Below are 17,226 nucleotides of genomic sequence, written 5' to 3' on the forward strand. Positions count from 1 at the left end.
GAGTTACTGTAGACCCGCAAACCAGTTGGGTACCGTTTTACTGTCAGTAACCAGTACACTTTCAATACCCAGGGCACGGGCCGCCTCAATGTTCTCTGGATTATCATCAAAGAACACCGCCTGATCGGCAGTCACACCTTCTGCATCCAGCACATGCTGATAAATCCGCGCTTCCGGTTTGCGCATACCTATCTCCTGTGACAGGTAGATTTTATCCGCTGCCTGCTGCACGTCCGGATACTGCGTTGGCCAGAATTCGCAATGCAGCTTGTTCGTGTTAGAGAGGATTACCACCCGATGACCTTCCAGCCGCAGCCGGTTCATTAGCGCCAGGGTTTCCGGACGCACGTCAACGAAGACCGCCTGCCAGCCAGCCGCAAACTGCTCATAGCTCAGTGCGATCTCCAGCTTTTCGCACAGCGCCAGTGCGAAATCTTCATCACTGATCTCGCCACGTTCGTGTTGCTCAAACGCTTCGTCCATCTGGAAATGGCCTTGTAGCGAAGCCAGCGGTACACGACTAAAGTCACTCCAGACACCCAGCACGCGGTTGAAGTCGATATCAATAATCACATTGCCCAAATCAAAGATATACAGCATGGTGTGTCTCCTTCTGTTCCCTGGAGTATTCACTCTAGCGGCAAAAGTGCAGGCTGAACAGGCACGGGCTGAGAGAAAAGCGTAAACGCCAGAAGGTGAGTAAAGCGCGACATCATTCGCACAAATATTCGCTGGTCCGGCTGAGTAAATCCGAATTTCAGGCAAAAAAAAGCCCCGCATGCGGGGCTTTTTATTCTTTAAAGGCGCAATTATGCGTCTTTAGGACCACGTGAAGCACGTTTACGGTCGTTTTCAGTCAGGTGACGCTTACGGATACGCACTGACAGTGGAGTCACTTCGACCAGTTCGTCATCATCGATGAACTCGATCGCCTGTTCCAGCGTCATTTTCTGCGGTGGTACCAGTGTCGTTGCTTCATCAGTACCTGAAGCACGCATGTTGGTCAGCTTCTTACCGGTCAGACAGTTTACGGTCAGGTCGTTAGAACGGCTGTGAATACCGATGATCTGGCCTTCATAGACTTCTGCACCATGACCCAGGAACAGCTTACCGCGATCCTGCAGACCGAACAGAGCGAACGCTACAGCTTTGCCCTGACCGTTAGAGATCAGAACGCCGTTCTGACGCTGGCCCACTTCGCCTGGACGGATATCGTCGTAGTGGCTGAAGGTAGAGTAGAGCAGACCGGTACCGGAAGTCATCGTCATGAATTCGTTACGGAAGCCAATCAGGCCACGGCTAGGAATCACGTAGTCGAGACGTACGCGGCCTTTGCCATCCGGATCCATGTTTTTCAGATCGCCTTTACGCTCACCCATGGCTTGCATAACGGAACCCTGATGCGTCTCTTCGATATCCAGCGTAACGTTCTCGAATGGCTCTTGTTTACGGCCATCGATCTCGCGGAAGATAACTTTCGGACGGGATACCGCCAGTTCGAAACCTTCACGACGCATGTTTTCGATCAGAACTGACAGGTGAAGCTCACCACGACCTGACACGCGGAACGCATCAGAATCTTCGGTTTCTTCAACGCGCAGAGCCACGTTGTGAACCAGTTCTTTGTTCAGACGCTCAAGGATCTGACGTGAAGTCACGTACTTACCTTCTTTACCGCAGAACGGTGAGGTGTTGACGTTAAAGAACATGGTTACGGTTGGCTCATCAACGCTCAGTGCTGGCAGCGCCTGCACATTCTGTGGATCACAGATGGTGTCAGAGATGTTCAGCTCGCCCAGACCGGTGATAGCAATGATATCGCCCGCTTCAGCCAGATCGCTGTCGATACGCTCAAGACCCAGGTGAGTCAGGACTTTACCGACTTTACCGTTACGGGTTTTGCCTTCGCTATCAACGATAGTGACTTGCTGGTTCGGCTTAACTTTACCGCGCTTGATGCGGCCAATGCCGATCACGCCCAGGTAGTTGTTGTAGTCCAGCTGAGAGATCTGCATCTGCAGTGGCGCATCAGCCTCAACCTGCGGAGGCGCAACGTGGTCAACGATTGCCTGATACAGCGGGGTCATATCGTCAGCCATGTCGGTGTGCTCAAGACCCGCGATACCATTCAGCGCAGAGGCGAAAATGATAGGGAAGTCGAGCTGCTCGTCAGTCGCATCCAGGTTAACGAACAGGTCAAATACCTGATCCACAACCCAATCCGGACGCGCACCAGGGCGATCTACTTTGTTGATAACCACAATCGGCTTCAGACCATGCGCGAACGCTTTTTTGGTCACGAAGCGGGTTTGCGGCATAGGGCCATCCATCGCATCTACAACCAGCAGCACCGAGTCCACCATGGACATGACGCGCTCAACTTCACCACCGAAGTCGGCGTGTCCTGGGGTATCAACGATGTTGATACGGTAGTCATTCCACTTAATGGCGGTGTTTTTTGCGAGGATGGTAATCCCACGCTCTTTCTCCAAATCATTGGAGTCCATCACGCGCTCTGTTGCTTCGGTACGGGCATCAAAAGTACCGGATTGTTGCAGCAGTTTGTCAACCAGGGTGGTCTTTCCATGGTCAACGTGCGCGATGATGGCGATGTTACGCAAATTTTCGATCACAGCTTTGCCTCAGGCATTAGAAATAGCGCGTTATTGTACACTGATTAAGCGGAAGACTGAACACCATCACACTTTTCACTGAAAGTTTATTAGATAGGTGCAAATTTGCCCTGTTCCCGGTGCAGAAAATGCACTAAGTTGGTCTTATGCACCAAAATGGTGCTAATAAATCGTCACAAAGCACCACTTTAGTGCACCAGGACCATCCTGGTGCAGGTGCTTTATGACAAAAAGGTGCATCACAAGGCGATTTAAGCAGCATCGGAAAAGTTGGCACAGAATTCGCTTTATCTAAATCAAGCGTAATCGCCAGTCAGATGTCGGTTGAAGAGCGTGCCGGAAGCGGGTAGTCAGGGAGTTGTTTTCCCGCTGCGAATTCCGGAAAAGACGTTTCCTCGCCATGTAGATAATGAAAGACCATTTCCAGGAGAGTTGAGTATGTCCGCTGAACACGTTCTCTCGATGATGAACGAGCATGAAGTTAAGTTTGTTGACCTGCGTTTTACCGATACCAAAGGTAAAGAACAGCACGTTACTATCCCTGCTCACCAGGTTAACGCTGACTTCTTCGAAGAAGGCAAAATGTTCGATGGTTCGTCTATTGGCGGCTGGAAAGGCATTAACGAATCAGACATGGTGCTGATGCCTGACGCTACCACGGCAGTCATGGATCCTTTCTTCGAAGATTCTACGCTCATTATCCGTTGTGACATCCTTGAGCCAGGCACTATGCAGGGCTACGACCGCGATCCACGTTCTATCGCAAAACGCGCTGAAGATTACCTGCGCTCTTCCGGCATCGCGGATACCGTGCTGTTTGGACCAGAACCAGAATTCTTCCTGTTCGATGACATCCGTTTCGGTTCATCGACTTCCGGTTCACATGTGGCTATCGACGATATCGAAGCGGCATGGAACACCGGTAAAGAGTACGAAGGCGGTAACAAAGGTCACCGTCCAGGTCTGAAAGGCGGCTACTTCCCGGTTCCACCAGTCGACTCATCACAGGACATCCGTTCTGCCATGTGTCTGACCATGGAGCAGATGGGCCTGGTTGTTGAAGCGCATCACCACGAAGTGGCGACTGCGGGTCAGAACGAAGTGGCTACCCGCTTCAATACCATGACCAAAAAAGCTGACGAAATTCAGATCTACAAATATGTCGTCCATAACGTTGCTCATGCTTACGGCAAAACCGCGACCTTTATGCCGAAGCCAATGTTTGGCGACAACGGTTCAGGCATGCACTGCCATATGTCACTCTCTAAAGGTGGCCAGAACCTGTTTGCCGGCGATAAGTACGGCGGCCTGTCTGAAATGGCGCTGTTCTACATCGGGGGCATCATCAAGCACGCTAAAGCAATTAACGCACTGGCGAACCCGACCACGAACTCTTACAAGCGTCTGGTTCCGGGTTATGAAGCACCGGTTATGCTGGCTTACTCTGCCCGTAACCGTTCAGCGTCAATCCGTATTCCGGTGGTTGCCAGCCCGAAAGCCCGTCGTATCGAAGCGCGCTTCCCGGACCCAGCGGCTAACCCATACCTGGCGTTCACCGCACTGCTGATGGCTGGCCTGGATGGCATCATCAACAAAATCCATCCTGGTGATGCGATGGACAAGAACCTGTATGACCTGCCACCGGAAGAAGAAGCTGAGATTCCAAAAGTTGCGGGCTCTCTGGAAGAAGCGCTGAATTCACTGAACGAAGATCGCGAGTTCCTGACCCGCGGCGGTGTATTCACTGACGAATCGATCGATGCTTACATCGAACTGCGTAAAGCTGAGATGGATCGCGTTCGCATGACGCCACACCCGGTTGAGTTCGAGCTTTACTACAGCGTTTAACTGGTCAAACGATTTTGTTGCCGTGGAAACTTTTAGCCCATCTTCGGATGGGCTTTTTTCTCCGCGAATTTACCGTTCATTCGCCCTCCTTACGGCTTTAAGACTAAAATGCACCTGATTGGTGCAGAGGTACGTTTTATGGCAACTGGCTCTCTGCCCGATGCAGGGCAGATTCTCAATGCTTTAATCAACAGTATTTTGTTGGTGGATAACGATCTGGTTATCCATTACGCCAACCCGGCGGCGCAGCAATTACTGGCGCAAAGCTCACGCAAGCTGTTCGGCACGCCGTTACCGGAATTAACCGGCTACTTTTCGCTGAATATTGAGGTGATGCGCGAGAGTCTTGAGGCTGGCCAGGGATTCACTGACAGTGAGGTTACGCTGGTCGTTGATGGTCGTGCACACATTATGTCGCTGACCGCCCAGCGATTACCCGATGGCTTAATTCTGATGGAAATGGCGCCGATGGATAATCAGCGTCGGCTCAGTCAGGAGCAGTTACAGCACGCTCAGCAGGTGGCCGCTCGCGATCTGGTTCGTGGTCTGGCTCATGAGATTAAAAATCCGCTGGGAGGGTTGCGCGGCGCGGCACAGCTTTTATCCCGCGCCCTGCCCGATCCCTCGCTGAACGAATACACCAAAGTCATTATTGAACAGGCCGACCGGTTGCGGAATCTGGTGGATCGTCTGTTAGGGCCGCAGCAGCCGGGTATGCACATCACGCAGAGCATTCATCAGGTGGCTGAACGCGTAGTTAATCTGGTCTCGATGGAGCTGCCGGAGAATGTCTCGCTGGTTCGGGATTATGACCCCAGCCTGCCGGAACTGCCGCACGACCCCGATCAGATTGAACAGGTACTGCTTAACGTGGTGCGCAATGCGCTTCAGGCGCTGGGAGACGATGGCGGCACCATCATTATCCGCACCCGCACCGCTTTCCAGCTCACGCTGCACGGCACGCGTTATCGCCTGGTAGCACGTATTGATATTGAAGATGATGGCCCCGGCATTCCGGCCCAGCTGCAGGATACGCTGTTTTATCCGATGGTCAGCGGACGTGAAGGCGGAACCGGTTTAGGCCTCTCCATCGCCCGTAGCCTGATTGATCAACATTCAGGAAAAATAGAATTTAACAGTTGGCCGGGACACACCGAATTTTCGGTTTACCTGCCTATTCGCCAGTGAGGTTTCTATGCAACGAGGGATAGTCTGGATCGTCGATGACGATAGCTCCATCCGCTGGGTGCTTGAACGCGCGCTCACTGGAGCCGGTTTGAGCTGCGCGACTTTTGACAGCGCAAGCGAGGTGCTGGATGCCCTCTCAACCAAGACCCCGGACGTTTTACTGTCAGACATTCGCATGCCCGGTATGGATGGCCTGGCGCTACTGAAGCAGATTAAACAGCGTCATCCCATGCTTCCGGTCATCATAATGACGGCGCATTCGGATCTGGATGCTGCCGTCAGCGCCTATCAGCAGGGCGCATTTGATTACCTGCCTAAGCCGTTTGATATCGACGAAGCCGTTGCACTGGTAGAGCGAGCGATCAGCCACTACCAGGAACAGCAGCAGCCACGTAATCAGCCGGTCAGCGGACCAACTACCGATATTATTGGTGAAGCGCCTGCGATGCAGGATGTGTTTCGTATCATCGGGCGCTTATCGCGCTCTTCGATAAGCGTGCTGATTAACGGTGAGTCCGGAACCGGTAAAGAGCTGGTGGCCCATGCGCTACATCGCCACAGCCCACGCACCAAAGCGCCCTTTATCGCACTGAACATGGCTGCAATACCCAAAGATTTGATTGAGTCAGAGCTGTTTGGTCACGAGAAAGGGGCCTTTACCGGCGCGAACCAGATCCGTCAGGGCCGTTTTGAGCAGGCGGATGGCGGCACGCTGTTTCTGGATGAGATCGGTGATATGCCGCTGGATGTGCAGACCCGACTGCTGCGCGTGCTGGCCGATGGTCAGTTCTATCGCGTCGGTGGTTATGCACCCGTCAAAGTGGATGTGCGTATTATTGCGGCAACCCACCAGAACCTGGAATTGCGTGTGCAGGAAGGCAAGTTCCGTGAGGACCTGTTCCACCGCCTGAATGTGATTCGTGTGCATCTGCCGCCGCTGCGTGAGCGTCGTGAGGATATCCCACGTCTGGCGCGTTATTTCCTGCAGGTGGCGGCTCGTGAGCTGGGTGTGGAAGCGAAGATTCTGCACCCGGAAACCGAAACAGCCTTAACCCGGCTGCACTGGTCCGGTAACGTACGTCAGCTGGAAAACACCTGTCGCTGGCTGACGGTCATGGCTGCGGGTCAGGAAGTGCTGATTCAGGATCTGCCCAGCGAACTGTTTGAGTCCAGCACCCCGGAAAATCCGGTGCAGTCGCTGCCTGACAGTTGGGCAACGCTGCTGGCACAGTGGGCCGACCGCGCACTGCGTTCCGGTCATCAGAATCTGCTGTCGGAAGCACAACCGGAGATGGAGCGAACGCTGCTCACCACTGCGCTGCGTCATACGCAAGGCCACAAACAGGAAGCCGCTCGTTTGCTGGGCTGGGGACGAAACACGCTGACACGCAAGCTGAAAGAGCTTGGCATGGAATAAGCGTTTCGGTGCGGGCTGGCATGTCATGCCAGCCCGTTTCGTCATATAACGCGGGAGAATTGCTGCTGACGCACTTTCTGACGCAGATAGCGATCAAAGCACATGCAGATATTGCGGATCAGTAATCGGCCAATGCCGGTCACCTCAAGCCCTTTAGCAGTTTGTACCACCAGCCCGTCAGCAATTAACGGTTTCAGCAGCGCCATGTCCTCAGCAAAATAGTCGCTAAAGCGAATGCCCCATCGCGCTTCAGTCGCGGCAAAATCCAGCGAGAAGTTACAAATCAGCGTTTTAATCACGTCACGCCGCAGGCAATCATCGTCGGTTAAAGCGATGCCACGCCACAGGCCATTTCCCTGCTGTTCCACACATGCATACCAGGTGTTGAGGTCTTTCTGATTCTGCGCATAACTGTCGCCAGTCATGCTGATGGCTGAGACGCCAAGCCCCAGTAAGTCACTGTCGCCCTGCGTCGTGTATCCCTGGAAATTGCGATGCAACTGCCCTTCACGCTGCGCGATGGCCAGCTCATCCTGCGGCTTTGCAAAGTGATCCATCCCGATAAACTGGTAGCCCTGCTGAGTCAGCGTCACAATGGTCTGTTGCAGGATATCCAGCTTTTGCTGCGCGGAGGGCAGTTCATCCTCTTTAATTTTACGCTGAGCCGCGAACATTGACGGCAGATGCGCATAGTTAAATACACTAAGCCGGTCCGGGCTCAGTGCCAGTACCCGCTCCAGCGTCCAGGCAAAGCTGGCGGGCGTTTGCAGGGGTAAGCCATAGATCAGATCGATGCTGACAGAGCTGAAGCCCTGCTCACGGGCGCGCGCCATCAGGCCGAAAATCACCTCTTCATCCTGCACCCGATTAACCCGTTCCTGCACCGATTTATTAAAATCCTGTACGCCCATGCTCAGACGATTGAACCCCAGCGATCGCAGGTGATCAATCACATCCAGCTCAATTTCCCGCGGATCAACCTCGATCGACATTTCGGCGTCCTCATCCACGCTGAAGTGCTGCTTCAGTAAACCCACCAGCCGTGAAATCTGCGTATTATCGAGAAAGGTTGGCGTGCCGCCGCCCCAGTGAAGCTGCGTGACTTTACGCTCGCGAAACAGCGGCGCGCGCTGAATGATTTCCTGCTCAAGCACGTCCAGATAGCGGTCCGCTTTGTGGCGCTGACGCGTCACGATCTTATTGCAGCCGCAGAAGTAGCAGAGACGATGGCAGAAGGGAATATGAACATAGAGCGACAGCGGACGATCAGGATAACGCGCGACGGCACGCTGGAAATCAGTTTCCGCGTACTGCTCGCTGAACTCCAGCGCGGTGGGATAAGAGGTATAACGCGGGCCAGCGTAATTGTACTTTTCAATTAACGCCTGATCCCACTCAATCTGCTGCGATGGCATGCTCACTCCTTCCGGTGACGGCGTCTGAGAGAAGGTCGCGAAGAAGAGGAGATGAAAGGTGAGCGGGTTGAGACCCGACGTAAACGTTGCTTCAGCCGCGACAGGCGTCGTAGTTTAAACAATAACCACAGCAGATAACATGTCGCCAGCAGCGCGAAAATTGATCCAGGCCAAAACATTGTCGTTTACCTGATAAGCGCGGCATGCGGAGACCGCATGCCGATCAAATTTGCTTAGTTGCCCTTCAGCAGACGGTACATATCTTCTTCAGCCTGCTCATCTTCAGCATCATCCATCACAATGCCTAACTGCTCCATCAGTTCGTCGATACGGTCCAGCGAGGCATCCAGCCAGCCCTGATCTTCAGCCGACAGGGTTTCGCCATTTTCCAGTCGATCCAGCAGCGCATCAAGACGCTCATCATTTTCCAGCTTTGCCAGCTCTTCTTCTGGCGTCAGGCGTGCTTTTTTCTCAGCTGCAGGTTTTTCCACGCTTTTCTTTGGCTTAACGGCTGCGGTTTTTCCGTCAGCGATCAGGGCCACCGGCTTTTTACTGCCGATGCGCGGATCTTTCACGTTATTAGCCTGACTCCCGCCATTGCTTTCGGACGCCGCTGGATTAGCACGGCTGCCAGAAGCATGTCCACGATGCTTTTTATCACGTTTGCGATCGCGTGCTTCGTTGTTGATATCATCACGCGATTTGCGTTTGGCTTTGGCGGCAGGTTTGCCGTGAACAGCTCGTGCAGGTTGCTTCATAGTATTCGGTCCCGGCTTTTTTTATTCAGTATACAATTGCGGCGAAATCTAGCAGAAACCAGACAAAGAAAAAAGGCGACAGCTCAAGCTGTCGCCTTATTTCATACCTTCATAAGAAGGAATCATGTTTTAAATCCTTTTCGGCTCGTAACATCCCGGTCAATCCCGCGCCTGCTCAGCTCCTGAGCTTTTCCTTATCCCTGTCTGAGCGTATCCCTGACTCATTTCCATTCCATCGCTCTCTACCCTCCTGGTATCCCTGAGCGCATCATCCTGATGGGTGCTGCCGTGCACTGCACAATAATGTAGACCATCTGGTAAAAGCCTCAAGTCAGCGCCACAAATAGTTAGTTCAAAAAAAGAACCATTCTAGATAAGATATTAAATAATAAGATTTTTTATTTTTAGTAATTAAAGTAAAAAGCGAAATAACTCGCAGTGGTAATGGCAAATCTCTTACAAATCTGACTAATCAGACGCGGTTGAGCACTTTCGCGCCATAACGCGTATAATCGGCCGCATTGCCTTAATGCGTTTTCTGGAGTGTCACCTTGTCTGAATTGAATTATCACGTTACCCACTTTGTCATGAGCGCGCCGGATATCCGCCATCTGCCTGCCGATACCGGAATTGAAGTGGCTTTTGCTGGCCGCTCGAACGCGGGAAAATCGAGTGCGCTGAATACGTTAACCAATCAGAAGGGTCTGGCGCGTACCAGTAAAACGCCGGGACGTACGCAGCTGATTAACCTGTTTGAAGTGAAAGAAGGTAAGCGTCTGGTCGACCTGCCCGGTTACGGTTATGCCGAAGTCCCGGAAGAGATGAAGCTGAAGTGGCAGCGTGCGTTAGGTGAATACCTGCAAAAACGTCAGGCGCTGAAAGGCCTGGTGATCCTGATGGATATCCGTCATCCGCTGAAAGATCTCGATCGACAGATGATTAACTGGTCCGTTGAAAGCGGCATTCCGGTGCTGTTGCTCCTCACCAAGGCAGACAAGCTCGCCTCAGGTGCGCGTAAAGCACAGCTTAATGTTGTGCGTGAAGCTGCACTCGAATTTGTGGGTGATGTGCAGGTAGAACTTTTCTCATCGCTAAAGAAAATCGGCGTAGATAAGGTTCGTCAGAAACTGGACAGCTGGTTCACAACGTTTGAACCGGCAGAGGTGAATCAGGACGCGGAAGAGTGAGTGGCAGCCCTGTGCCGCTGAAACCGGCGGTGCAAAAAGCCCAATAAAAAACGCCCCAGTCACAGAATGACTGGGGCGGCTAAATTCAGCCAAATCCGATTACGTGAAGTAAAAGGTCTGAAAGATAGAACATCTTACCTCTGTACCCTACGCGACGAACTTTACCTGATTTTCTGTGCGTGACAAAGGCTTTTTTGTTGCTTACTTACATCAAACAAGGCTTTTTTTACCACGTGCGTCACAAAAACAACGTTGCAATGTAGTTAAATGACGGAAAAAGTGTTTAGCCGATAAGTAGTTAGAAAAACGCTTTATCTCAGTACCAGCATTGACCGCGCTGAGCCCGTTAACTAAACGATTTACTTATGCCTGATGACAGGCCAATTCCATTTTACGGAACCGGCCTCAGACGCTGAATCAGTGGGCTTCATCCCAGTTATTACCCACTCCGACTTCAACCAGTAAAGGCACGTCGAGCTGCACGCTACCTTCCATTAGCGCACGGATTTTCTGGCTGGCCTCTTCAACGGCCTCCGCTTTCACTTCGAATACCAGTTCATCGTGAACCTGCATGATCATTCTGACGGCATTGTCGTTTTGCTGTTCAAGCCATTCATCCACCGCAATCATTGCCCGCTTGATAATATCCGCTGCGGTTCCCTGCATTGGCGCATTGATCGCGGCGCGTTCTGCGGCTTTCCGGCGAATGGCGTTGCTGGATTTAATATCTGGCAGCCACAGCCGACGACCTTCCAGCGTTTCAACATAGCCGTTACTCGCCGCCAGCTGACGGGTGTTCTCCATATAGCGCAGTACGCCCGGATAACGTTCAAAGTAGAGATCCATATACTTTTTCGCTTCGCCCGCACCGATATTCAGCTGACGCGACAGGCCAAAGGCGCTCATACCATAAATCAGACCAAAGTTGATCGCTTTGGCACTGCGACGCTGTTCGCCGCTGACCTTATCCAGCGCCACACCAAACACTTCGGATGCCGTGGCACGGTGAATATCTTCGCCCTGGGCAAACGCGTCCAGCAATCCTTTATCCTGAGAGAGATGCGCCATGATACGCAGTTCAATTTGTGAATAGTCTGCCGCCACAATGCGATGGCCTTTGGCCGCGACAAATGCCTGGCGGATCCGGCGTCCTTCGTCATTACGCACCGGGATGTTTTGCAGATTCGGATCGGCAGAAGATAAGCGTCCGGTAGCGGTAACAGCCTGATGATAAGAGGTATGCACGCGCCCGCTTATCGGATTAATCATCAGCGGTAATTTATCCGTATAAGTCGACTTAAGTTTGGATAAACCGCGATGCTCCAGGATCACTTTTGGAAGTGGATAGTCGAGTGCCAGCTCAGCTAACACCTCTTCGCTGGTTGACGGCGCACCGCCTGGTGTTTTCTTTGTAGGTTTAATGCCCTGTTTTTCAAACAGGATCACCTGAAGCTGCTTAGTGGATGAGAGGTTAAAAGGCTCTCCCGCCAGCTCATGCGCTTTCAACTCAAGCTCAGCCAGTCGGGCAGTCAGCTCTTTGGAGTGTTGCGCCAGGATCGATTGATCGATTAGCACGCCATTGCGTTCTATCCGGGAGATGACGGTCAGTAACGGCATCTCAATCTGTTCGAACACTTTTTTCGGGCCCGCTTCTTTCTCCAGCTCTGGCCACATCTTCAGATGCAACTGCAGAGTCACATCGGCATCTTCGGCAGCATAATGAGCGGCCTGCTCTAACGCGATTTGATTGAACGTCAGCTGATTTTTGCCTTTACCGGCGATCTCCTGGAAGGTGACCGTTTTATGGTTAAGCCAGCGAGCGGCCAGGCTATCCATGTCATGTTTACCCACCACGCTGTTGAGAATATAGGACTCAAGCATGGTGTCGAATTTGATACCGGCCAGTTCAATATCGTAGTTCTTCAGTACGCCACGATCGTATTTCAGGTTCTGGCCCACTTTCCAGGCGTTTTCATCCTCAAGCAGAGGCTTGAGCTGTGCCAGAACGGCTGCACGATCCAGTTGATCAGGCGCATCAAGATAGTCATGAGCAACCGGCAGATAGGCGGCTTCACCGGGCGCTACTGCGAAGCTGATACCCACGATGTTAGCGCTCAGGGTATCCAGCGCGTCGGTCTCCAGATCAAAGGCAAACACTTCGCTGTTTTTCAGCTTCTCCAGCCAGCTATCAAAGTGTTCCTGATCCAGGATTGTGACATAACCTTCGCTCGGCAATACGCTGCTGGTTTCAACGACCACAGCTGGCTCATCAGACAACGCTTTTTGCGCCTGAGTATTGTTCTTCTTGCCCTGCAGCCATTTACCGTCCTGCAGGTCACTCAGCCAGCGTTTGAACTCATAGCGACTGAACAGGGTCTGCAGTGCCTCGACATCAGGTTCAGTAACGTTGAGCTCTTCACAGGGCAGCGCCAGCTCAACGTCCGTCTTGATGGTCGCCAGCTGATAGGAAAGAAACGCTACATCACGATTCTGCTCAAGTTTGGTCGCCATGGTTTTGGCACCCCGAAAGCCGAGATCGGCCACCTTGTCCAGATTGTCATAGATCGTCTGCATGCTGCCCAGTCCCTGCAGCAGAGCCTGCGCGGTTTTTTCACCCACACCCGGCACGCCTGGGATGTTATCTGAGCTGTCGCCCATCATGGCCAGAAAATCGATGATTAAGGCGGGCGGCACACCATATTTTTGCTCAACCTCTTCCGGGCCCAGAATGGTGTTGCTCATGGTATTTATCAGCGTGATAGCTGGGGTGACCAGTTGCGCCATATCTTTGTCGCCGGTGCTAATCAGCACTGAGAGGCCTTTTTTCTCTGCTTCCAGCGCCAGCGTACCGATGACATCATCAGCTTCAACGCCGCTCACCGCCAGTAACGGCAGCCCCATCGCCCGTACCATCTCATGCAACGGCTCGATTTGCGCACGTAAGTCATCAGGCATCGGTGGACGATGAGACTTGTAGTGTTCAAACAGCTCGTCCCGGAACGTTTTGCCTTTGGCATCAAACACCACAGCAACATGACTCGGATTGTATTGCGCCAGCAGGCTTTTCAGCATGTTGAGCACACCGTACATGGCACCAGTGGGTTCACCTGCACTATTGGTCAGCGGCGGAAACGCGTGATACGCGCGATAAAGATAGGATGAGCCATCAACCAGAATGAGGGGATTTTCTGCTATTTGCGCCATAAGTCTGTGTTGTCTTCGTTGCTATGGGTTGGTCTATAAGGATGCCACAACCTGGCAGAAAGGGTGAACTAAGGCGTAGGATATGTCGCGTTTTTGACGGTTCTGGAGATAAGATCGCAACGATCATTCTGTGGATAACTTTGTGCGTAAAAATTATAACACGCTGTTTTTCAGGATCTTAAATGATTAAACCTCAAATAAAAACCATCTATTTCATAGACTTATTTAATTTCCGTGACCCGATCGGCAATTTTAATTACGTGATCCCTTGTGTGGATATTAAATTTATGCCCTGGAGATGGACAAAATTTATGTCTCTGTTCAATAGCATAAAAAAACGCCAGCTGAGCTGGCGTTGAATGAGATGACAAAGCCTGTTACTTCTGGCTTACAAGGAATTTAACCACGTTCGCGTAGTCAGCAACGAAATTGTCCATAGAGCTGGTATCAAGGCCGCCGTTGTTCACCATATATTTGCCATTAACGAACATCGCTGGTACACCGCGCAGATCAACATCCGCAGCCGCTTTCTGCTGTTGTGCAACCAGCGCTTTTACGGCGAAGCTGTTCCATGCAGCATCATAGTCAGCAGCGGAAATACCGGCCGCTTTGACAAACGTCTCTTTCAGACTGGCAGGATCGGTGATGGTCTGTGTTTTCTGGATGCCATCAAAGATCGGTACTGTCACCTTATCTTCAACGCCCAGCGCCATCGCCACAGCCCAGGCCTGGGTCACAACCGGTCCCAGATCGCCACCAAGGAAATCGACGTGGTATTTCACCAGTTTAGTGTCAGCAGGCAGATTCTTTTTCACCGCGTCATTGACGTGATAAATACGTTCAAACTGATAGCAGTGCGGGCAGAAGAAGGAGAAGAACTCCATCACCTGAGGTTCGCCGGCCACGGGTTTCGGCAGACTGACATATTGTTTACCTTCAGTGAACTGGGCAGCGGACGCGCTGAATGCCAGCACTAAACCCATCAGAGCAAACCAAATTTTTTTCATCGTGAAAAATTCTCCTGACTACGTCATTAATATTGCGGTGTCAGCTGCAGAGGAGGTTCCTGCAACAGCTTCTCCTGCTCGGTAAAGAGTGAAATTTGCCTGCGCCAGAAATCTTCATCTGTCATCCAGGGGAAAGCGCGAGGAAAAGCGGGATCCTGCCAGCGTCGGACAACCCAGGCCAGATAATAAACCATGCGCATAGCGCGTAAAGGCTCAATCAGTGACAATTCATTAATATCAAAATCACTGAATTCACTGTAAGCCTCCAGCAGAATATCCCACTGAATACGCTGTTCCTGTCGATCGCCGCTAATCAGCATCCACAGATCCTGTACTGCCGGGCCATTACGGGCATCATCCAGATCGACAAACAGCGGTCCGTCACGCCACAGAATATTACCCGGATGGCAGTCGCCATGTAATCGTAGCGGCTGCCACGTAGTGTGCCACCGTTGCTGCAGCGTATTGTCCAGCTTATCAAGCGCCTGCAGCAGTGCGGCCTTAAGTGATGCAGGCACTAAGAGTGATTGTTCCAGAACCTGACGGGGTTCATGCAGATATTCATCCAGGCCTATGGTCGGTCGATTGCCGAATAACGTTTTGCGCCCGGTCTGATGAATGCGCCCCAGGAAGCGGCCTACCCATTCCATCTGGTCTTCATTGTCTGTCTCATATTGTCGTCCGCCCAGGCTGGGAAAGACGGCAAAGAAGAAGCCAGCGTGGCTGTGCAGTGTTTCACCCTTTAACCGCAGTGGTGCTGCGATGGGCACCTCGTCAGCCAGCAGATCGAGTGCATACTGATGCTCTTCAGCAATCTGTTCGGCACGCCAGCGCTGTGGACGATAAAACTTCGCTACATAGCGTCGTTTTTCATCATCGCTGAACTGATAAACCCGGTTCTCATAGCTGTTCAGGGCTGTCAGACCCGACTCGACGCGAATTCCTGTCTCCCAAAGCGCATCAAGCAGCACATCGGGATTCAAGGTCTGGAAGTTAAAAGCAGCGTCGCTCATCATGTTACCTGTAGTCACCCTTACATTTAACTGCCAAGGATAACACTACTCGTCCTGTTTAATGACACCCCGTGCGCGGAGCAGTGCTGTTTTGAAATCAACTTCATAGTCTTTTTTAAGGCCGGGAATTTCATCATCGCTGGCAGAGTCACGCATTTTAAGATGGTAAATTAATACATCGTCGGTTAATTCACTTAACGGGCCACGGAATCCAGATTCCTGAGCCAGTTTCTGCAAAAATGTGACCAGATTAAGGTCAGGTTCTTTTTGCCAGGCGGGTTGCAGCAACGCGATCAGCTCGTTTAAACGATGGCATTTCATTCAGGATTCTCCCGTATTCACAGTGCGTCATTAGCGAGGACACTCTCATGACAATATTAACCGGCGTCATTCTGGCCGGTGGTCAGGGCCGCCGCATGGGTGGTCAGGACAAAGGATTAGTGCACCTGAATGGCAGGCCACTTTATCAGCATGTGCTTGAACGGCTCAGGCCACAAGTAGACATTGTCATGATTAATGCCAATCGCAATATTGATCGCTATCAGTTAAGCGGGTGTCGGGTTGTTCAGGATGTTTTTGATGATTATCCGGGTCCACTGGCCGGTATCTACAGTGCGTTGATCGCCATTGACGGTGAATGGGCCGCTTTTTGCTCCTGTGATACACCTGCAGTGCCGCTTAACGTCGTGGAAAAACTGGTTGAGCAACGCGGAGACGCGCCTGCCGTCTGGGTTCGCTCACAGTCGCGCGATCACCCCACACTGGCTCTGATTCATCGTGATATGGCTGCACCTCTCTATGCCTATCTGCAGGCTGGTGAACGACGTCTTATGCACTTCCTGCGCGATCACGGTGGTCATGCAGTACTGCTGGCTGACGATGAGTCTGCCTTTCGCAATATTAATACTCCCGATGATCTCAATGAGAGAGGTTGATATGTCCTTACCCTTACTTGCGATTGCGGGCTGGAGTGGAACCGGTAAAACGACGCTGTTACAGCAGGTGATACCGATTCTCAGCAGTAAAGGGATTCGTGCCGGGCTGATTAAGCACACACATCATCAGATGGATGTGGATACGCCAGGTAAAGATAGCTATCTGCTCAGAAAAGCGGGTGCCCATCAGGTGATGGTGGCCAGTTCAGAGCGATGGGCATTGATGTGTGAAACACCGGAAAAGCCGTCGATTGATCTGCCTTATCTGCTCAGCCGTATGGATCACTCTGCGCTGGAGATCGTGCTGGTTGAGGGCTTTAAAGAGGAATCCGTACCTAAAATTATTTTATGGCGTGCAGGGATCAAGGGCGGAATTGATGAACTGCTTGATGAGCATGTGATCGCTGTCGCCAGCGACCAGAAACTGGCCCTGCACGTGCCGGTTCTGGATATAAATTGCCCAAATAGTGTTGCAGATTTCATTGTGGATTGGATGGGAAAGTGCTGAAGCCGGTAAATTCAGCGTGTTTTTCACGATCTGCATACGTAAAAAAGCCCCGCACTCTCGTGCGGGGCTTCTTCACTTATATAATGCCTGGCAGTTCCCTACTCTCGCATGGG

At 52.0% G+C, this 17,226-nt stretch carries 14 protein-coding genes; 6 read left to right on the plus strand and 8 right to left on the minus strand.

Features of this window, described 5'->3' with window-relative positions; all coding sequences use genetic code 11:
- Positions 1-3: 3 nt before the first annotated feature.
- Positions 4-600, minus strand: a complete 597-nt coding sequence (gene yihX / locus Q7C21_RS20530) for a glucose-1-phosphatase (RefSeq protein ID WP_003851357.1) — start codon at positions 598-600, stop codon at positions 4-6.
- 209 nt (positions 601-809) lie between these two features.
- On the minus strand, positions 810-2,633 hold the full coding sequence (gene typA, locus Q7C21_RS20535) for a ribosome-dependent GTPase TypA (RefSeq protein WP_003850742.1): 1,824 nt from the start codon (positions 2,631-2,633) through the stop codon (positions 810-812).
- 438 nt (positions 2,634-3,071) lie between these two features.
- On the opposite strand from typA, the gene glnA reads away from it, so the two are divergent.
- The 3 genes from glnA (at position 3,072) to glnG (ending at position 7,086) form a co-directional block, all read left to right on the plus strand.
- A complete protein-coding gene (gene glnA, locus Q7C21_RS20540) occupies positions 3,072-4,481 on the plus strand; it encodes a glutamate--ammonia ligase (protein WP_003850740.1) in 1,410 nt (469 codons plus the stop codon).
- Positions 4,482-4,619: 138 nt separating this feature from the next.
- Positions 4,620-5,669, plus strand: a complete 1,050-nt coding sequence (glnL, locus tag Q7C21_RS20545) for a nitrogen regulation protein NR(II) (protein ID WP_008926971.1) — start codon at positions 4,620-4,622, stop codon at positions 5,667-5,669.
- 7 nt (positions 5,670-5,676) lie between these two features.
- Positions 5,677-7,086, plus strand: a complete 1,410-nt coding sequence (glnG, locus tag Q7C21_RS20550; protein ID WP_008926972.1) for a nitrogen regulation protein NR(I) — start codon at positions 5,677-5,679, stop codon at positions 7,084-7,086.
- Positions 7,087-7,127: 41 nt separating this feature from the next.
- On the opposite strand, the gene hemN is transcribed toward glnG, so the two are convergent.
- On the minus strand, positions 7,128-8,501 hold the full coding sequence (hemN, locus tag Q7C21_RS20555; protein WP_375151066.1) for an oxygen-independent coproporphyrinogen III oxidase: 1,374 nt from the start codon (positions 8,499-8,501) through the stop codon (positions 7,128-7,130).
- A gap of 233 nt (positions 8,502-8,734) precedes the next feature.
- The gene (yihI, locus tag Q7C21_RS20560; RefSeq protein WP_039660549.1) at positions 8,735-9,259 is read right to left on the minus strand and encodes a Der GTPase-activating protein YihI; all 525 of its coding nucleotides are present in this window, start codon (positions 9,257-9,259) and stop codon (positions 8,735-8,737) included.
- 551 nt (positions 9,260-9,810) lie between these two features.
- On the opposite strand from yihI, the gene yihA reads away from it, so the two are divergent.
- A complete protein-coding gene (gene yihA, locus Q7C21_RS20565) occupies positions 9,811-10,446 on the plus strand; it encodes a ribosome biogenesis GTP-binding protein YihA/YsxC (protein ID WP_003850735.1) in 636 nt (211 codons plus the stop codon).
- A gap of 417 nt (positions 10,447-10,863) precedes the next feature.
- On the opposite strand, the gene polA is transcribed toward yihA, so the two are convergent.
- The 4 genes from polA to Q7C21_RS20585 all read right to left on the minus strand — a co-directional run bounded on the left by polA (position 10,864) and on the right by Q7C21_RS20585 (position 15,991).
- Positions 10,864-13,650 carry a DNA polymerase I gene (polA, locus tag Q7C21_RS20570; protein ID WP_039660546.1) on the minus strand — a complete coding sequence of 929 codons (2,787 nt, stop codon included), beginning with the start codon at positions 13,648-13,650 and terminating at the stop codon, positions 10,864-10,866.
- Between the two features lie 377 nt (positions 13,651-14,027).
- Positions 14,028-14,657 carry a thiol:disulfide interchange protein DsbA gene (dsbA, locus tag Q7C21_RS20575; protein ID WP_003850731.1) on the minus strand — a complete coding sequence of 210 codons (630 nt, stop codon included), beginning with the start codon at positions 14,655-14,657 and terminating at the stop codon, positions 14,028-14,030.
- A gap of 26 nt (positions 14,658-14,683) precedes the next feature.
- On the minus strand, positions 14,684-15,670 hold the full coding sequence (locus Q7C21_RS20580; protein WP_140034302.1) for a serine/threonine protein kinase: 987 nt from the start codon (positions 15,668-15,670) through the stop codon (positions 14,684-14,686).
- Between the two features lie 45 nt (positions 15,671-15,715).
- Positions 15,716-15,991, minus strand: coding sequence for a YihD family protein (locus tag Q7C21_RS20585; protein WP_003850728.1), 276 nt, complete (start codon positions 15,989-15,991; stop codon positions 15,716-15,718).
- A 47-nt stretch (positions 15,992-16,038) separates the two neighbouring features.
- Between Q7C21_RS20585 and mobA the strand changes: the two genes are divergently transcribed.
- On the plus strand, positions 16,039-16,605 hold the full coding sequence (gene mobA, locus Q7C21_RS20590) for a molybdenum cofactor guanylyltransferase MobA (protein WP_375151067.1): 567 nt from the start codon (positions 16,039-16,041) through the stop codon (positions 16,603-16,605).
- A gap of 1 nt (position 16,606) precedes the next feature.
- A complete protein-coding gene (gene mobB / locus Q7C21_RS20595; RefSeq protein ID WP_008926976.1) occupies positions 16,607-17,113 on the plus strand; it encodes a molybdopterin-guanine dinucleotide biosynthesis protein MobB in 507 nt (168 codons plus the stop codon).
- Positions 17,114-17,226 lie beyond the last annotated feature (113 nt).

The organism is Pantoea sp. ANP04 (assembly GCF_041982285.1).
In the GTDB taxonomy this organism is placed as follows: Bacteria; Pseudomonadota; Gammaproteobacteria; order Enterobacterales; family Enterobacteriaceae; genus Pantoea; species Pantoea eucalypti.